Source organism: Zhongshania marina, from assembly GCF_002915595.1.
Classification (GTDB): domain Bacteria; phylum Pseudomonadota; class Gammaproteobacteria; order Pseudomonadales; family Spongiibacteraceae; genus Spongiibacter; species Spongiibacter marinus_B.
In genome coordinates, this window is record NZ_PQGG01000031.1 from 189,656 (window position 1) to 206,747 (window position 17,092).

General features: G+C 49.8%; 20 protein-coding genes. 11 read left to right on the forward strand and 9 right to left on the reverse strand.

What is annotated here, in order from left to right; genetic code table 11:
- Positions 1-183 precede the first annotated feature (183 nt).
- From C0068_RS13945 to C0068_RS13955, 3 genes are all read left to right on the forward strand, one after another.
- Positions 184-2,295, forward strand: coding sequence for a PQQ-dependent dehydrogenase, methanol/ethanol family (locus C0068_RS13945; RefSeq protein ID WP_103685089.1), 2,112 nt, complete (start codon positions 184-186; stop codon positions 2,293-2,295).
- 155 nt (positions 2,296-2,450) lie between these two features.
- The gene (locus tag C0068_RS13950) at positions 2,451-2,657 is read left to right on the forward strand and encodes a hypothetical protein (protein WP_103685090.1); all 207 of its coding nucleotides are present in this window, start codon (positions 2,451-2,453) and stop codon (positions 2,655-2,657) included.
- Between the two features lie 180 nt (positions 2,658-2,837).
- Positions 2,838-3,113, forward strand: coding sequence for a YidH family protein (locus tag C0068_RS13955; protein WP_103685091.1), 276 nt, complete (start codon positions 2,838-2,840; stop codon positions 3,111-3,113).
- A gap of 15 nt (positions 3,114-3,128) precedes the next feature.
- On the opposite strand, the gene C0068_RS13960 is transcribed toward C0068_RS13955, so the two are convergent.
- Positions 3,129-3,992, reverse strand: a complete 864-nt coding sequence (locus tag C0068_RS13960; protein ID WP_103685092.1) for an acyl-CoA thioesterase — start codon at positions 3,990-3,992, stop codon at positions 3,129-3,131.
- 172 nt (positions 3,993-4,164) lie between these two features.
- Here C0068_RS13960 and C0068_RS13965 point away from each other — a divergent pair, with 172 nt between their 5' ends.
- The 4 genes from C0068_RS13965 to C0068_RS13980 are packed head-to-tail and all read left to right on the forward strand — an operon-like array spanning position 4,165 to position 6,271.
- Complete coding sequence (locus C0068_RS13965; RefSeq protein ID WP_103685093.1) at positions 4,165-4,323, forward strand: YqaE/Pmp3 family membrane protein; 159 nt, start codon at positions 4,165-4,167, stop codon at positions 4,321-4,323.
- Positions 4,320-4,664: a DUF4112 domain-containing protein gene (locus tag C0068_RS13970; RefSeq protein ID WP_103685094.1), complete on the forward strand. Its 345-nt coding sequence runs from the start codon at positions 4,320-4,322 to the stop codon at positions 4,662-4,664. The genes C0068_RS13965 and C0068_RS13970 overlap by 4 nt, the downstream gene beginning before the upstream one ends.
- Positions 4,665-4,715: 51 nt before the next feature.
- The gene (locus tag C0068_RS13975) at positions 4,716-5,375 is read left to right on the forward strand and encodes an alpha/beta hydrolase (protein WP_103685095.1); all 660 of its coding nucleotides are present in this window, start codon (positions 4,716-4,718) and stop codon (positions 5,373-5,375) included.
- A 29-nt stretch (positions 5,376-5,404) separates the two neighbouring features.
- Positions 5,405-6,271 carry a dienelactone hydrolase family protein gene (locus C0068_RS13980; protein WP_146047904.1) on the forward strand — a complete coding sequence of 289 codons (867 nt, stop codon included), beginning with the start codon at positions 5,405-5,407 and terminating at the stop codon, positions 6,269-6,271.
- A 19-nt stretch (positions 6,272-6,290) separates the two neighbouring features.
- Here C0068_RS13980 and C0068_RS13985 read toward each other — a convergent pair whose 3' ends face one another.
- The 6 genes from C0068_RS13985 to moaA all read right to left on the reverse strand — a co-directional run bounded on the left by C0068_RS13985 (position 6,291) and on the right by moaA (position 12,348).
- Positions 6,291-7,751, reverse strand: coding sequence for a TrkH family potassium uptake protein (locus C0068_RS13985; RefSeq protein WP_103685097.1), 1,461 nt, complete (start codon positions 7,749-7,751; stop codon positions 6,291-6,293).
- A 49-nt stretch (positions 7,752-7,800) separates the two neighbouring features.
- On the reverse strand, positions 7,801-8,424 hold the full coding sequence (locus tag C0068_RS13990; protein ID WP_103685098.1) for a DUF502 domain-containing protein: 624 nt from the start codon (positions 8,422-8,424) through the stop codon (positions 7,801-7,803).
- A 91-nt stretch (positions 8,425-8,515) separates the two neighbouring features.
- Entirely contained in the window at positions 8,516-9,892 is a 1,377-nt protein-coding gene (locus tag C0068_RS13995; RefSeq protein WP_103685099.1) for a VWA domain-containing protein, read from the reverse strand.
- Between the two features lie 5 nt (positions 9,893-9,897).
- Complete coding sequence (locus C0068_RS14000) at positions 9,898-10,830, reverse strand: AAA family ATPase (protein ID WP_103685100.1); 933 nt, start codon at positions 10,828-10,830, stop codon at positions 9,898-9,900.
- 16 nt (positions 10,831-10,846) lie between these two features.
- Complete coding sequence (locus C0068_RS14005; RefSeq protein WP_103685101.1) at positions 10,847-11,335, reverse strand: cupin domain-containing protein; 489 nt, start codon at positions 11,333-11,335, stop codon at positions 10,847-10,849.
- An 11-nt stretch (positions 11,336-11,346) separates the two neighbouring features.
- Entirely contained in the window at positions 11,347-12,348 is a 1,002-nt protein-coding gene (gene moaA, locus C0068_RS14010; protein ID WP_434061423.1) for a GTP 3',8-cyclase MoaA, read from the reverse strand.
- A gap of 122 nt (positions 12,349-12,470) precedes the next feature.
- Between moaA and C0068_RS14015 the strand changes: the two genes are divergently transcribed.
- From C0068_RS14015 to C0068_RS14025, 3 genes are all read left to right on the forward strand, one after another.
- Positions 12,471-13,121: a hypothetical protein gene (locus C0068_RS14015; protein ID WP_103685103.1), complete on the forward strand. Its 651-nt coding sequence runs from the start codon at positions 12,471-12,473 to the stop codon at positions 13,119-13,121.
- A 229-nt stretch (positions 13,122-13,350) separates the two neighbouring features.
- On the forward strand, positions 13,351-14,358 hold the full coding sequence (locus C0068_RS14020) for an aromatic ring-hydroxylating oxygenase subunit alpha (protein ID WP_103685104.1): 1,008 nt from the start codon (positions 13,351-13,353) through the stop codon (positions 14,356-14,358).
- Between the two features lie 116 nt (positions 14,359-14,474).
- Positions 14,475-14,813, forward strand: coding sequence for a hypothetical protein (locus C0068_RS14025; protein WP_103685105.1), 339 nt, complete (start codon positions 14,475-14,477; stop codon positions 14,811-14,813).
- Here C0068_RS14025 and murI read toward each other — a convergent pair.
- Positions 14,800-15,585 carry a glutamate racemase gene (murI, locus tag C0068_RS14030; RefSeq protein ID WP_158249999.1) on the reverse strand — a complete coding sequence of 262 codons (786 nt, stop codon included), beginning with the start codon at positions 15,583-15,585 and terminating at the stop codon, positions 14,800-14,802. The genes C0068_RS14025 and murI overlap by 14 nt on opposite strands.
- A gap of 23 nt (positions 15,586-15,608) precedes the next feature.
- Complete coding sequence (locus C0068_RS14035) at positions 15,609-16,088, reverse strand: peroxiredoxin (protein ID WP_103685107.1); 480 nt, start codon at positions 16,086-16,088, stop codon at positions 15,609-15,611.
- A 173-nt stretch (positions 16,089-16,261) separates the two neighbouring features.
- Here C0068_RS14035 and C0068_RS14040 point away from each other — a divergent pair, with 173 nt between their 5' ends.
- A complete protein-coding gene (locus tag C0068_RS14040; protein ID WP_199176181.1) occupies positions 16,262-17,026 on the forward strand; it encodes an adenosylcobinamide-GDP ribazoletransferase in 765 nt (254 codons plus the stop codon).
- Positions 17,027-17,092 lie beyond the last annotated feature (66 nt).

The window sequence follows — 17,092 nt, forward strand, 5'->3', positions numbered from 1 at the left end:
CTAGGTATATTTGAGCGCTCATATGAGCGCTCTTTTTTTGCCTGCGATTTGTAAATCCCGCCGTAATAAACGAATTAAGCCCAATAGCAATCCGCTGAGCAAAACAGGAAAGGCTTTACTCCTGCAAATTTGCTTGGCATTGTTTGTTCGCTGAAAGTAATCACCTAATACATGGGGATAATAATGAATAATAAGCGACAATTTGCCCTGCGGGCTGCTGGTTTGTTTTGTGCATCTCTGCTTTTAGTGGCGTGCGATAAGACACCCACTCCGTCTAAAGCCAGCGACGTCTCAGCGGACACGGCAACTCAGGAGTGGAGCAAGCACGGCGGCGGTGATGCGGAGCAGCGCTTTTCACCTTTAAGGCAAATTACCCCTGAAAACGTCGACAAATTGGGTTTGGCTTGGGCCTTTGATCTAGGTGTAAGTCGCGGCATAGAGGCAACACCATTGGTGGTTGATGGTGTGATTTACGTGACCGCAACATGGAATAAGGTGTTTGCGCTGGATGCCAAAACCGGCGCACTGCGCTGGCAGTTTGATCCTCAAGTTGATCGTAGCAAGGGCGCGGATCTGTGCTGCGACGCCGTGAATCGCGGAGTGGCCTATTCTGACGGCAAAATTATTACCGGCACGATTGATGGTCGTTTAGTCGCCGTCGATGCTAAAACCGGCACTAAATTATGGGATGTAATCACCGTTGATCAGAGCAAGCCCTACACAATTACCGGTGCACCGCGGATTGTGAACGGCAAGGCGATTATCGGCAATGGCGGCGCGGAATACGGCGTGCGCGGTTATGTGTCGGCCTACGACATAAATAATGGCGAGATGCTGTGGCGTTTTTACACGGTGCCCGGCAATCCTGAGAATGGCTTTGAAAATGCGGCTATGGCCAAGGCCGCTGAAACCTGGAAGGGCGAATGGTGGAAATACGGCGGGGGTGGCACCGCTTGGGATTCCATGGCCTACGACCCCGAGCTAGATTTGCTCTACGTGGGTGTCGGCAATGGTTCACCGTGGAATCAAAGTATTCGCAGCCCCGGTGGCGGCGACAATCTCTACCTTTCTTCCATTGTCGCGCTGCGGCCAGATACCGGTGAATACGTTTGGCACTATCAAACCACACCCGGTGAAACTTGGGACTATACCGCGACCCAGCACATGATTTTGGCTGAGCTTGATATCGACGGCGAGCCCCGCAAGGTCATTATGCAGGCACCTAAAAATGGCTTCTTCTATGTTATAGATAGAGCGACCGGTGAATTGCTGTCAGCTAAAAATTACGTGCCGGTCAATTGGGCAAGCCATATAGATTCAGAAACCGGCAGACCGGTTGAAATACCTGAAGCGCGCTGGGGTAGTAAGGCACCGTATTTGCAGTTGCCTGGTCCAATGGGTGGGCATAACTGGCATCCCATGTCATTCAACCCAGCGTCGGGCTTGGTTTACATTCCGGTGTTGGAAACCCCGTATATATACGCGAACGACGAAGAGTTCAGTTATAAAGAAGGCCGTTGGAATACAGGATCAGATAGCGCAATGGGATCTCTACCGAGTGACCTCGCGCAATTTAAAGCGGTAAAAGCCGCGGTTAAAGGTCGCTTATTAGCGTGGGACCCAGTGAGACAAGGCCCTGTTTGGCAGGTAGAGCATAATAGTCCTTGGAATGGCGGCGTACTTTCTACAGCCGGCGGCGTGGTATTCCAAGGCAATGCTGATGCCAAGCTGGTTGCCTACCGCGCGGATAATGGCGAGCGCTTGTGGGACTTTTTCGCTCAGACCGGCATTGTTGCACCACCTATTAGCTATGAATTAGACGGCGAGCAATATATTGCCGTGGCTTCTGGTTGGGGTGGTGTTTTTGCGTTGGTCTATGGCGGTTTAATGCCCGCCGCGAGCGATCCCGGTGTGGGTCGATTGATGGTGTTTAAGTTGGGTGGCAGCGCTAAATTGTCTGAGCTATCGAAAGCAAGTATCCAAAAACCTACACCACCGCCATCGACAGCAGACGCTATAACTGTAGCCGAGGGCAAGCAACTTTACGATAGCAACTGCGTGGTGTGTCACGGCGATCATGTTATCTCTAGCGGACTTATACCCGACCTGCGCTGGTCTCCACTACTTGCAACGGCAGAGGCGATGCAGGCGGTCGTACTAGACGGTGCATTAAGCTCCCGAGGTATGCCCGCATTTAAAGCCTTGCTGAGTAAAGAGGATGTGGGGCTTTTGCGTGCCTATATTATTTCCGCTGCGAATGATGGTTTGGAAGCAAAGTTAGAGATAGAAAAATAAATTATTTTTTTGAATAGCATAAATAAGATAGGTCGATTTTCGCCGGAAAACATCAGCATTTTCAAAAGTGTTGTTGCTAAAAACTTACTATTGAACTGTGTTGCTAAGGCAGAGTCTAAGCCGAGGTACATTCTCTGATACTTTATGGATAAATTATGAAACATACACTGATCGTAAGTTTATTACTCATTATGAGTGGCTTTTTGATAGCCTGCTCCGATGACAAAGCTGCTGCGCCAGCGCCAGAGAAGGGATCGACCGCGGTAAGTATCGATACCGGTGAAGGCTCATTCTCATTTAAAAGTGACGGTGAGGGTGAAAATACCTCGGTTTCTGTTGATGCCGATGGTGACAAAAAATAATGTGATGAATAATAAGCCGCCGTGAAATACAATTTTTGCGGCGGCTTTTTTGCACTAAAAATATATCTGTAAAAATTCTCCCCCTCTTTGTATTCCACATCCAAATAAAAATTTTATTGGTTAAGCGCACATTGTGTTGTCATACTGCCTTGAGATTGTAGGAACACTTAGGAATGCCAAATGGATAAGGACTCAGAAATAAGAGATATGCTTGCCCTAGAGCGTACACGTTTGGCGAATGAGCGAACCTTTCTTGCGTATATTCGAACGGGATTGTCTATGCTAGCGGGCGGCGCGGTATTGTTTCAGTTTTTTGCTTCAATAGATTCTTATGTTGCAGCTGGCTGGGTTTTAGTGGTTTGCGCGGTGTTGGTTTTACTATTTGGTACTTATCGCTTTATGCAAGTTCGCGCGACCTTAAACAAGCGCCGACATCTTTCTCAAGACAGAAACTAATAAGCGCATATTGTCTTAACGCAATACCGCTTCCTGTGTAACAGACGCGATAAGCTGGCCAGTTTGGGAAAATATTTTTCCTGTAGCGAGTCCTCTGCCGTTCCCTGCCCAATGACTTTCGGTTCGGTATAGCAACCATTGATCAACCTTGACGGGCGCATGAATCCACAGTGAATGATTTAAGGACGCGAGTAATTTTACGCCGGCATTGCGGCCGTGGGGTATCGCTATTGTGCCAGGTAGCCAGTAATCCGATAGCAAAGCCAGCAGTGAATGATGATCGCGGGGATCATTAATATCTGCGGCAGACGGTATGCGAAGCCAATAGTCTCTAAATGCCATGTCCGGCGTTTCAAAATAGGTTTCCAGATCTAGCATGCGCAATTCAAAGATATAGGGTTTCGATAGCAGGGCGAAGATATTCTCAGGTAGGCGATGCTTATTTTCCTGAGCAAATACTTGTAGATCTATCAGTGACTCTGGTGTCGGCGGATTACCCAAGTCTGCAAATTGATGATGTACGCCGTCTTCGCCTTCATGGAATGAGCACAATAATTCAAATATAACTCGCCCGCCTTGAATGGCGCTAACTCGGCGAGTCGCAAAACGGCGGCTGTCGCTCAAGCGTTCAACACGGTAATCGATGGCGTCGTCAATAATCCCGCCACGCATGAAAAAGCCACTGATACTGTGGCAATGCCAGTCATTTACAGTGAGTGTTGCGGCAGCCAATGACTGGCCGAGGGCTTGCCCGCCAAAGGTAACGCCGGCCATATTGTCGAGATTGTGACGAGCACGAAACAAATCGTCTTCAATGACATCAAACTGAAGCATTTCGGTGGCGTTGGGAATATATCGATTGCTTGCAGTGATATTCACGCTAATTTTGCTCGCTATAATAGGTTTCGGGCGTAGAGCATAGGTAACATCAGTAGTCAGATCAACAGACGGTATTCATTTACAGAATGCATTTGAGTAATTTGGAAAATGCGATTATGTGCTACCTTATGGGTGGCATAACCAAATAAACAAACAGAGCGAGAAAAGTACTATGGATATTATTCGTATCATCTTCGCGATCTTACTACCGCCATTGGGTGTGTTTTTACAAGTAGGCCTAGGTAAGCATTTTTGGCTAAATATTATTTTGACCCTTTGCGGCTACTTGCCCGGCATTATTCATGCGGTCTATATCATCGCTAAAAAATGATATCGCAAGATGCAGATCAGCGGCTGAAACGCAGCCGCAAAATTGCTAATTTACTGGATGGCGCTTGGGGTATACCACATACCCCATGGCGCTTCGGGGTAGACGCTCTACTTGGCCTATTGCCAGTCGCCGGAGATTTAGTGAGCGCGCTGTTGGGTTTAAGTATCGTTTGGCAGGCTCATAAGCTTGGTGCACCGCGAACATTAAAATTGAGAATGCTAGCCAATATCGGCCTCGACTTCTTGCTAGGCAGCATCCCCATTATCGGCGACATCGCTGATGTTGCGTATCGGAAAAATATACGTAACACCGACCTGCTGGAGGCCTGGCTTAAAAAGTAAATTTCTAGTTTTTATAAAACACCAAGATTTAAAACTCCTAGGAGCGCGACCTTGCTTAATTGTGAAATTATAGAACCAAAAGGCACCGCAGATGCTGCCGTTATTTGGCTGCACGGCCTTGGTGCCAGTGGCCACGACTTTGTTCCGGTTGTGCCGCATCTTGGTTTACCAGATGGCCACGGTATCCGTTTTGTCTTTCCCCATGCCCCAGAGATTCCTATTACCATCAACGGTGGCATGGTCATGCCGGCGTGGTACGACATACTTGCAATGTCGATAGAGCGCGAAATCGATCTAGTGCAGATTGAATCCTCTGCTGCTGCCGTACGGGAATTAATCCAGCGCGAATTAGATGCTGGAATAAGCAGTGAACGCATTGTGCTTGCTGGTTTCAGTCAAGGTGGCGCTGTGGTTTACCACGCAGCACTTTCTTTTACGAAGCCGCTGGCAGGCTTATTAACCATGTCCACCTACTTTGCCACTGCTAAAGAAGTAAAGCTCAATGCGGCAAACAAATCCTTACCCATCCATATTTTCCATGGCAGCCAAGATCCCATGGTGCAAGAAAGCATGGGCCATACCGCCAATCAAATTTTGCAGAGCATGGGCTTCAAGCCTCAATACCGCAGCTACCCAATGCAGCATGAAGTGTGTGCAGAAGAAATCAGCGATATTGGGAATAGTTTGAAAGAGTGGTTAAAGCTAAATTAGGCGCCAATCAACTAGGTAAAAAAATATTAATGTCTAAGCACAATTTAGAAACCCCCGTATGGAGAGCCGGCGCTTCTAAAGCTGCGCCTATTGTTGAGGATTACTCTGATTTCGAGCCGGGAAATTATACTTTTAACGGTGTGTCTCGGCCTGTTTATAAATCTGGTACAGGCCCAGCAATAATTGTGATTCATGAAGTGCCGGGGATATACGACGAGGTGTGGAATTTTGCTCGCCGTTTAAACAAGGAGGGCTTCACGACGTATTTGCCGTCTTTGCTGGGTTCTCCGGGTATGCCTTACACGACAGGGAATCTGCTTAAGTCGATGACTAAGTTGTGTATCTCCAAGGAATTTAATCGCTTTGCATTTCGGGAAGAAGCGCCGATTGCTGAGTGGTTAAGAGCCCTAGCGCGTGATGCGCACCGCAGTTGTGGTGGGTCGGGTGTGGGCGCCATTGGTATGTGTTTTAGCGGTGGTTTTGCCTTGGCGATGATGGCGGATGAGTCGGTGATTGCGCCGGTCTTATCTCAGCCTTCTATGCCCTTAACCATCAGCAAAAAATTACGCCGTGATATTGATGTGAACGCCAGCGATATTCCTAAGATTAAAGCGCGTATGGAGCGGGATGATATTTGTCTTATTGGCCTTAGATTTAGCGACGATAAATTGGTGCCGGGAACGCGATTTAAATATTTAGCTGAGACCTTTGGCGATAAGTTTGTTGGTATAAGCATCGATTCCTCTAGCGGGAACCCACATAATATTAAGTCTACGGCGCACTCTGTTTTGACCCGCGATTACGTAGACGACAAGGATCATCCAACATATCAGGCATTTCAAAAAGTATTGGCCTTGTTTAAAAAACAGCTTTGCTCAGTGCCGGCTAGCAGTTGATCCTGTTGGCGGGTAAAAATTAACTTTTCCAGTAGGTCGGTGTAAGCACCAAAATAACAGTCATAAATTCCAGTCGGCCTAATAGCATCCCTACACTCAAAATCCACTTGCTGCTGTCTGGCAGTGTTGAAAAATTGCCGGCGGGACCAATGGTGTCGCCAAGCCCTGGGCCCACGTTCATGAGTGCGGTTGCTGCGCCGGTGAGGCTGGTGGTGAGGTCTAAGCCTGTAAATGCAAGCAGTAGGGTAATAATTACCAGTGATAGCAGCATAATAAATACAAAGGTTACGGCAGATAAAACAATGCTGTCGTCTACTGCGCGGCCGTTGTAATAGCGCCGGATCATAGCGCGGGGGTGTACTGCGCGGACAATGCTTTCTTGCATCATCATAAATAATAATTGAAAACGAAATATTTTAATGCCGCCGCTGGTTGAACCTGAGCAGCCGCCAATAAACATGGCAAAGAAAAAGGCAGCTACTGCAAGATTGCCCCACTGCGAGTAATCGCCGCTGGCAAATCCGGTGGTGGTAATGACGGAAACTAAATTAAATGTGGCATAGGTAAATGCATGTAGTAAATCGATGCCGGCATCGGACATGAGGTGCAGGGTTACGATAATACTAATAATTAAAATAGTAAGTAAAAATCCGCGAATTTGTTGGTCGTTAAACACTCGCCAATTACGTTTAACTAGAAAGTGAACATAGATAGCAAAGGGCAGTGCGCCTAAGATCATAAAGGTGATGGCGACCCAGTGACTGCCTAGATCAGCGAATTGTGCGAAGGAACTGTCTGAGGTGGAATAGCCGCCGGTGGAAATGGTGGTCATGGCGTGATTAACCGCGTGAAAACTGTCCATGCCTGTGAACATAAAGGCGAGTGTACAAAGGAAGGTGAGGATGATGTACACGTAGATAATCATCGTAACCATGGTGCGTGAGCGCGGCATGGCTTTGTCTGACCAGTCTGAGGATTCGGTTTGGAATAAGCGCATACCACCGACCTTTAAAAAGGGCAGAATCGCTACGGCCATACCGATAACGCCGAGTCCACCCACCCATTGCAAAATAGAGCGCCATACCAAAATGTCGTGGGCCATTGTGTCTAAGCCGGTGAGTACGGTTGAGCCCGTGGTGGTAAGCCCAGACACAGATTCAAAAACAGCGTCGCTAATATCGCAAAAGCCGGGAATTAATAAAAATGGCAGCGCGCCGGTGAGTGAGATTAATACCCACGACGTGGTGGTGATTAAAAACATTTGCCGTGGAGTAAGTAGATTGATGCGATGGGATCGTGATAACAACCAGCCTCCGGCGGCTAGCCCTACGGTTAAGGCGATAGCGTTGCTGAATGCGGCGGTATTCCCAGTGTGGTAAATAATCGCCATTAATAGCGGCACTGTCATCATTAGGCCAAAGACCAGCAGTATTAAACTGCAGACTTTTAGAACAGGTCTGATGAGAGTGAACTGGGTCATTGTTGCGCCGCTGTCATTGTCGTTTTATGCCCCTGCAGTAACTGAAAAATTATTCGGCAGCTGATCGAATAATTTCGAGTTCTGACGAACCCGCCCCGCAGGAAATAATTGATTTAAATGCTGCGTCCAGTTTTATATCGGGTCTTGGCTCTACGCACTCTGGTGGCAGATGGTAGACAAAGCCAGAGGTTGGGTTAGGGCCGGTGGGCACAAATACCGTGTACCAGCCGTTGCTGTGGCGGCTGGTAATAATCGCGGTGGCCCGTGCGGGACTTTGAGTGCCGTACAGTTGCACCACGGCGGCTTCGCCCTTGGTGAAGGGGGAATTGCTATTGGCGCCGAACATTTGCTGAATGATGTCGCGAATAAGGCGGTAGCCCGGAGCGAAGCGAGCTAAATGGGCGTCTATAAAATTTTGAATCCAGCGCCCAGCGCTGGTAGCTACGATGGTGCCAACAATAAAGCAGCTAAGCAAGATCAGTGCGACAACCAGTATGTCTATCGCAAGCGGCGGTGCGCCGGTAAGGCGAACTAAAGGAGCCGTCATGGGCGCAATTAAAGATTGCACGCCATTAACCGCCCAACGCAGACCGAGCAGCAGAATAATGACGGGTGCGATAACTAAGACGCCACCGATAAATGACTGACTGATGAAATGTTTGATTCTATTCATGATGGCCCGAGCTACGCGAGATTTACCGCCATAGTAGCGATGTTGTGTGACAAGGATACCGCATTTGTGGTGAATGTAGTGCTACTGTTCATTATCGTAGCAGGCTAAGTAATTGATCGAGCAGGCGCTCGAGTTTACGCAGCGAGCCGCATTCGGCAACGTAGTGACTTGCGCTTTGGTAGCGGCGTATTTCCGAGTCTCCGGTATTCCAGCTGTAATGTGATTCTGGGTTAAACCACAGCACCAATTTGGCTCGGTGATAAATACTGCGCAGTGCTTCTATGCCAGTGTCGCCGCCATTGCCACGTCCGTCACCAAGAATGATCACACAGCTGCGTCGATTGAGTTTGTCTTCTATTTGATTCCAAAAACTATTCAGCGCCAAGCCGTAATCGCTCCCGCCTAGGCCGTGTCGCTGCTGAATTATTGCCATCGCCTCGTCGGCGGGATACTGCTTAAACAAGTCGGTAACTTCAATGCTTTGGCCGCAAAACACAAAGCTGCGGGTATTTGGCAGTACATCACTTAACGCCTCGACAAAAAGCAGCAATACCCGCGACCACGCGCTGACTGAGCCGCTTATGTCGCAGAGCACAAAAATCTCGCTTTTGTCTTTGCGGGTGGTTTTCCAAAAACGGTGAAAGGGAATACCGCCGTAGGCCATATTGCGGCGCAGCGTTTTTCCTAAATCGAGTTTGCCGCGACGTGCGCGCTTGTGGCGTTGGCGGTGCCTTGACGCCATTTTTTTAGCGAGCTTGCGGATAAGTGGTGGCAGACGTTCGCGGTGATAGTGCTCCATTGCTGACAGCGAAGAGTCTTTTAATGTGGCGTCGCGAAGCTGTTTGCCGGCGGCATCGTTGTTTAATAATAGTTGCCGTTCAATGAGCTCTTTGACCGTTGCCAGTTGCTGCTGGCGAGCTTGCTCTAGCAAATGGGCTTGTTCGTCATCGCCGGCATCTAAGAGTTTTTGGATGTCACTTAGTGTTTGCTCGTCATTGAGGGCATTTAAAATTTTACGTCGATAAACTCCCCGCTGGGTGCGATATTGAATGTTTTCTAGTTCTGCTTCCGCCGCCGCGCGGATGACTTCGTTTAGCGTCGCGCTGTCCCGCTGGCTGCTGCCGCTTCCACCAGAGCCTTGGCCATTTCCAGCACCTTCGCCTTCTCCACTGGCAGCGCCATCGCCTTGGTTTTCACTGCTCGGATTTTCATTTGTAGCAGCATCACTGCTGTGTTCATCTGTCTTGCTGCCAAGCTGCGACTGAAAAAACCGCGCAAAGCATTCCTCAAAATGGCTGTGATCTTCGACGGTTTTGGCTAGGCAGCTGGCGAGGCCGTCCCGCAGAAGTGAGGGGTCACTATAGCCAATAGTGGCCACTACACGCATTGCGTCTAGTGTTTCTGCGGTTGATATCGCCAAGCCGTGATGTCTCAGGTGGCGAATGAATTGCAGTAGGGTTTCGTCCACGGTGTTTACAGATTGCTATCGGCGCGTTTGATCAGACCGTGTAATTCCGGACTGACCATATTGATATCTTCTTCGTATTTGAGCAGCACGTTAAGAGTATCTTCGACCAACTCCCGCGACAGGCTATTGCAATGGAGCAGTAATAGGCTGCGGGCCCAGTCGATGGTCTCGCTGATGGCGGGCTGCTTTTTTAAATCGAGCTTGCGAACGCCGTGAACAAAGTTGACCAATTGCCGACGTAACTCGTCTGGCACAGCGGGAACGCGACTTTGCACAATGCGGCTTTCCAGTTTTGCCTCTGGAAAGGGGATGTATAAATGCAGGCAGCGACGTTTGAGGGCATCGCTGAGATCGCGGGTGTTGTTACTGGTTAGAATAACCAGCGGTTTATGTTTGGCTTTTAGGGTGCCAATCTCTGGCAGCGTCACACTAAAGTCAGCGAGAATTTCTAGCAGCAGAGACTCAAATTCGTAATCGGCCTTGTCGATTTCGTCGATGAGCAATACCGCTCCGTCGTCACTCTGTAGCGACTTGAGTAAAGGCCGCGGTTCTAAAAAGCGCTCGGAATAAAAGATATCGTCAAAATTATGCAGACGCTCAACCGCATTCGCTAAGTTATCGGTTCCGTCGAGAATATCGTGGAGTTGTTCCTTCAGCACCTGCACGTACAGAAGTTGCTTGCTGTATTTCCAGTCGTAGAGCGCTTTGCTTTCGTCTAGGCCCTCGTAACACTGCAGCCGGAATAAAGGCTTGGCCAGCATGGCGGCGGTGGCATTGGCGAGCTCGGTTTTCCCCACCCCCGGTGGCCCCTCAATAAGAATGGGGCGTTCTAGCTGCTGTGCAAGATAAAGCGTGGTCGCAATAGCAGAGCTGGCGATATAGCCTTGTTTGGCGAGATTGGCGATGAGCTGGTCTATATCTTTGCGGGCGTCGGTCATAAGGTGTTCCGATATATTATTTAATTTGGCGAGAGACGAGCGGCATCAGGGCCGGCCAATGTTGGGGAAAATCCCGCTGAATTTGTTCGGCAGTGGCGAGTTCGTGATCGCCAAAATCAAAGCCGGGGCATACGGCCTCGGATATTAAACCATGCTCGCCACAGCGCAGCTCGGAGGCCTTCCAAAATCCGCCGGGCACCAGCATTTGCAATTGCTGACCGGCCGCTAAATCTGGCCCCATTACAACTTCGCTCATATTGCCGTCTGGCGCGATTAAGGTGTAATGAATGGGGCTGCCCTGTTGCCAAAAATGCAGTATGTCAGATCGGTTGCGGTGTAAGTGGCCGATGGGGCTGGCATTGCTTAGCAGGTAGTAAATCGACGACAGCGCTGCACGGCCATTTACGGTATGGCTGGAGGTAAAGGTGCGGCAGAAGTAACCGCCCTCAAGGTGGGGCTCTAAATTAAGGTGTTTTATCAGCTCGCTGCTGGTGCTTGAAGTCATAGCTTGCTGGCTTAGCCGCCGGTGGTGTTCATAAACCGAACAATTTGGGGTTCGTCATCGTCTAGTGAAAAGTGATGGCGCTCGGGTTTGAGATCCATTGCGCTAATGATGGCCTCGCGTAGTTTTTCATGGTCGCCTGGGTGCTCGTCGACAATTTCTTTAAGGCTGACTGAGTGTTCATTGCCAAGGCACAGCAGTAGGCGGCCTTCTACGGTGAGCCTTACGCGGTTACATAAATGACAGAAATTGTGGCTATGGGGAGAGATAAAGCCAATCCGAGAGCGACTGTCTGCCATGCGGTAATAGCGTGATGGCCCGCCGGTATTTTCGGTGGTGGGGGTGAGGCCGTAGCGGGTTTCTATGGTGCTGCGAATTTGCTCGCTACTGATAAAGCTAAGGGCGCGATCGTGTTCGCTAATATTGCCCAGCGGCATTTCTTCTATAAAGCTAATATCTACGTGTTTGTCGCGGGCGAAGTCGACCAAATCTAGAATTTCGTCGTCGTTGCGGCCCTTGAGAATCACTGCATTTAATTTAAGGCGCTGAAAACCCGCGTCGCGGGCTGCGTCTATGCCGTTCAGCACTTTTTTGAGTTCGCCGAAACGGGTTAACTCCTTAAAACGGTCGGCTCGCAAGCTGTCTATGCTGATATTAATCCCAGTTAGCCCTGCGGCTTTTAGGGGGGCGGCGAATTTGTCGAGCTGGGCACCGTTGGTGGTGAGGTGTAGCTGTTCTAGTTGCTCTAACCGCCCAAGGCGTTCAACCAGCGACATTACGTTGTTACGGACTAAAGGCTCGCCACCGGTTAGGCGTATTTTTTTAACTCCAAGCTGCACAAAGCTGCTGGCGATATCGTATAGCTGCTCCAAACTAAGAATTTGCTTGCGGGGCAAAAAGGTCATATCTTCCGACATGCAATAAACGCAACGGAAATCGCAGCGATCGGTGACCGATAGGCGCAGGTATTCAACTCCGCGGCCAAAGCGATCTTGTAGTGGGGTATTCGCGTTCATCATGGCTTGGATGTTAGCACATGTGATGAATGCTGACTGCGTTGCCAATATAGGCCGTTCGGTAATTTATTGGCGCTTAATATAGCGATAAGGGATATTTGAATTTAAATCAGGGGCAATACATGAAAGTTTTCAATACATTAGCGTTAATTTCAGTTTGTGCAGCACTGCCTGCATATGCCGCGGGGAGCGCAGCTAACGCCAGTAATTCGGGGGCTGCACCGGCTCAGCAAAGTTCAGCTGCGCAGACTGAGGCTAGTGCAAACGCAAACGCAAACGTGCAGAGCGGTGCGATATATAACCGTCATGGCCAGCCCGTAACCGCAATGCAGGTGGGTAAGGCGCGGGCCGCTGAGGCTGCGGTGAAAAAGGCGGGCGTGGCGCCAGACTCCACTGAGGCAGCGATGATTCGCATTGGTGCGGGGCAATCACCAGAAACCGCTTATGAACCATTTGATGGTATTTACGACGCCCAAGGTAATCGTATTAGCAGCAAGCAGGCGGCTGAAGAGCTGGCCATTGAAGAGGTGATTCGTCGCAGTGGTGCCGAGCCCGGTTCTGAGCGCGAGGCAATTATTCGCGCTGCCGCCGGTGGGGAAGATGAAACCGCAGAGGGTGACGAAGTAGACGGCGAAACAATGGAAGAAGTCGCGAAAGAAATTGCGGTTCAACAGGCTATTTTGCGCACCGGTGTGCAGCCTGGTTCAGCGAATGAATCTCTGATTCGCATGGGTGCGGATGTGATGATGGAGCGCTACAAAAACTGGAAGTAATCCATAAAGGGCGGCGATCATCGCGATGGCCGCCTACATATAATAAAACGAGCTCTTCCCTCGCAAATGGCGTTTTTTGCCAGTTCCATGTCTCATTTTGTCATTGTCTCTCCGGCTTCAAAGAGTAAAGTGTGGGGCAATTGTGGGGTTCTATACGTGAACCCGCTACACACCGTACTGAGCTCAGATCGCGCAGCGGCGCGGGGCCGATTCAGCTGAGGATAAGAATATGAGTACCGACACCATTAAACGCTATCCCATGCCAATGCCATTTGGCTGGTTTGCGGTTTCCTATTCTGACGAATTAGCGCCGAGCGAGTCCCGCGCGGTGCATTATTTTGGTCAAGAGCTGGTGTTGTTTCGCACTGAGGCCGGCAAAGCGGTGTTGATGGAGGCCTACTGCCCGCATTTGGGCGCGCATTTGGGCCACGGCATTCACGAGCGTTCAGGAACCGGTGGTGGCCGTATTGAGGGGAATAATATTGTTTGCCCCTTCCATTCATGGAAATTTAACCCTGAAGGCGAATGTGTAGAAGTGCCCTACGCGAAAAATATGCCGCCCAAGGTTGCCGGTAAAAAATGCCTTAAAAGCTTTCCGATTCGCGAAACCAATCAGGTTATTTGGGCGTGGTATCACCCCGATGGCGTTGCGCCCTTGTGGGAGGTGATCAGCCATGATGAAGCCAATAGCGATGATTGGTCGCCGCAGGATCGTTACGAGTGGATTATTCATACCCATCCGCAGGAAATGGCAGAGAACGCCGCTGACCCAGCGCATTTTAAATATGTGCATGGCACCGCGTCTTTTCCCGAGTGGGAAACGACCTATGACGGCTATTTTGTGCGCGGTTTGCAAGTAGCAAATATGCCAACCCCCCGTGGCGAAGTGAAGGGCTCTATTCGCACCGGCAGCGCAGGTCCTGGTCAGGGGTTTACCAAGTTTGAAGGAATTGCCGATACCTTTTTACTTGGTTTAACCACGCCAATTGATGAACACAAGGTGCAGGTGCGCTTTGCGTTTATTCAGCCGAAGATAAATGGCGAAGTGAAAAAAGGCGGTGTTAACGCCGCAATCATCGCCAATATTGTTGGGCAGTTAGAAGAAGACAAGCCAATTTGGGAGCATAAAATTTATCGCCCGCTGCCGATTCTTTGCGATGGCGATGGCCCGATTGCTAAATTCCGCAAATGGTATAGTCAGTTTTATGCTGAAGGGTTTGATCCGCGAGCCTTATAAGCGGCTTAATTCTTTGATTATTTTTTAATTCTGTTTTCGTGTTGTGATCCGGTTGGGCTGTGTCCTGCCGGATTTTCTGTATACTCTGGCAAACAGTAAAATCGCCGGATAGTGTAATGCGTATTTTTAGAAGCAGTTTTATTTTGTTAGCGCTGTGTGCACCTCTTGTGCAGGCTGCCTGTGTTCTGCCGCAGCCACCACAACATATACCTGATGGCGCAAGCGCCGACGCGGAAGCAATGAAGTTTGCCAAGCGCCGAGTAGAGCGCTATCTCGAAGATAGTCGGCGCTTTGTAAAATGTTTAGATACCATGGATAAAACAGCGGTAGGTACGGGGCGCGATAATGAAGAGCGTCGCAGGGCAAGAATAAATAACTATAACCTCGCTATGGAGAATGCGGCGACGGTGATTAGTGAGTATGAAGAAAATGTTCGGCAGTTTAATAATCGATAAGGCTTAGCCCCATATTTTCTAAGCCTTGTATTAATATCGGTGTTGCCGGTTCCTCCCCCAGAATTACCACTTCTCGTTTAGCGGTGCTGCCATTTAGATTTAACGGCAAATTTAATTCATTTAAAACGTGCAGCACTCGGCGCGCAATTGCTTCGCCAGAATCTATCCATTCTAAGTTTGGCATTAAGTCTGCCAGCGGCTTTTGTAGCAATGGGAAGTGGGTGCAGGCCAATACCACGGTATCCATTTCTGCGGCGCGGGGATGGCTGTAGAGTTCGGCCTTAATTTGTTCCAATACGGCGTCTATCGGGTTTTCTTGCCAAAATAGTGACTCAATCGCGGGTGCGAGAACACGGCTGCCGACGGGGATGATGCAGCAGTCGGAGGCGAAGTCATTGATTAATTGGGCGGTATAGGCGCGGGCAATGGTGCCGGGGGTGGCAAGTAAGCCGATCACTTTGCTGTGGCTGCGCTGTGCGGCGGGTTTTATTGCCGGCACTACACCGACCACCGGTATGCTTAATGAATTTCGCAGTGCGGGTAATACCGCGGTGCTGGCTGAATTGCAGGCCATCACCAGAATGTCGGCGCTGTGCCTTTGCAGCAGGGCGCTCACAGCCTGACAAATGTGCTCAACTAGCGCGCTTTCCTGCCATTCTCCATAGGGAAAGCCGCCGTGGTCCATTGCGTAAAGCAGGTTTGCTTGGGGAATGAGCTGATGAATTGCGGCGCCGATGCTCAGAGAGCCGACGCCGGAGTCAAAAATGAGCACGCGTGGCGCGTGCACCTTGGGGATCACAGCAGGGCGAGGATTTTTTCTGCCGCACTCACATCCACTGCGCCAGTGGGCTCTAGCGCTAAATGACTCACTGTGCCGTCCTCTACGATCATGGCGTAGCGACGTGAGCGATTGCCAAGGCCAAAGCCTGAGCCGTCCATGACTAAGCCTAGGGCCTCGGTAAACGTGCCATTGCCATCTGCTAGCATCAGCAATTCTTCGGCGTTTTGGCTTTTGCCCCAAGCGTCCATAACAAAGGCATCGTTAACAGAAATACAGGCGATGGTGTCTACGCCCTTGGCTTTGATTTTGTCGGCATTCACGATATAGCCAGGTAAATGCGTCATGGTGCAACCTGGCGTAAAGGCGCCGGGAACGGCGAACAATACCACTTTTTTGCCAGCAAATATTTCTTCGCTCGTAATGTCCTGTGGGCCTTTTTCACCCATAACCTTGAGTGTAACTGCGGGGATTTTGTCGCCGGTCTGAATACTCATAATGGAACCCTTTTATGTTTAGCGAATGTGGAAGCTGCTAAGTTTAGCAGAGCTGCGGGCTTGTGGTAACGCGCTAAAACGCCAGCACATGAATACCGCAGCCTGTTAGACGACTTAGCGTACAATGGTTCGCTATTTATAGATAAAGTTTCTGGTCAAAGCGGAGTTTGTCGGTGCTATCACGTCAATATTTACAGCGAGAATGGCAGGTGTTTCTACTGGCGGTGGGCTTTTTAACCCGCATCCCGATTCCTGCTGACCCAGACTTTAGCGAAGAAAAATTAAATGGCGCATCGCGCTATTTTCCGGCGGTAGGGCTTTTGGTGGCCTGTGTAGCGGCGCTGGTATTTGTTGCGGCGGTCGCGATATTTAATAACTCTCTTATTGCTGTGTTGCTCTCTATGACGTCGTCGATATTGCTGACCGGCGCGTTTCATGAAGACGGCTTTGCCGATAGCTGCGACGGTTTTGGCGGCGGCTGGCGAGCAGAAGATGTGCTGCGGATTATGAAAGATTCGCGCATCGGTAGCTATGGCACAGTGGCCCTGGTCTTGGTGCTGGGCTTAAAGGCGGCGGCCTTGTCTGCGATGCCGTCGACGGGACTTGTGGTAAGTGCCTTACTTTGGGCGCATATTGTGAGTCGTTGGTTGGCGACATCTTATTTGCTGGACTTGAACTATGTGCGCGGCGAAGGCAAGTCTAAGCCGCTGGCAACGACTATGCCCTTATCGCATTGGCTGTGGTCGGGTCTGCCGGTATTGATCTTGTTTATATTTACCGATGTGCCGGCGTTGCTGCCTTTGTGCCTTGTTTTACTGGCGTTTCGCTTTGCGTTTGCAGCTTATTTACGTCGTCGCATCGGTGGTTATACCGGCGATGCGCTGGGTGCGGCGCAGCAAGTTGTTGAAATTATTATATATTTGTCATTTTTGGCCTGATTTCATCACTCTAGAGTGTGAATACTTCACTACTTTTCTTAGGAGATCATCGGCACTCTGCTGAAT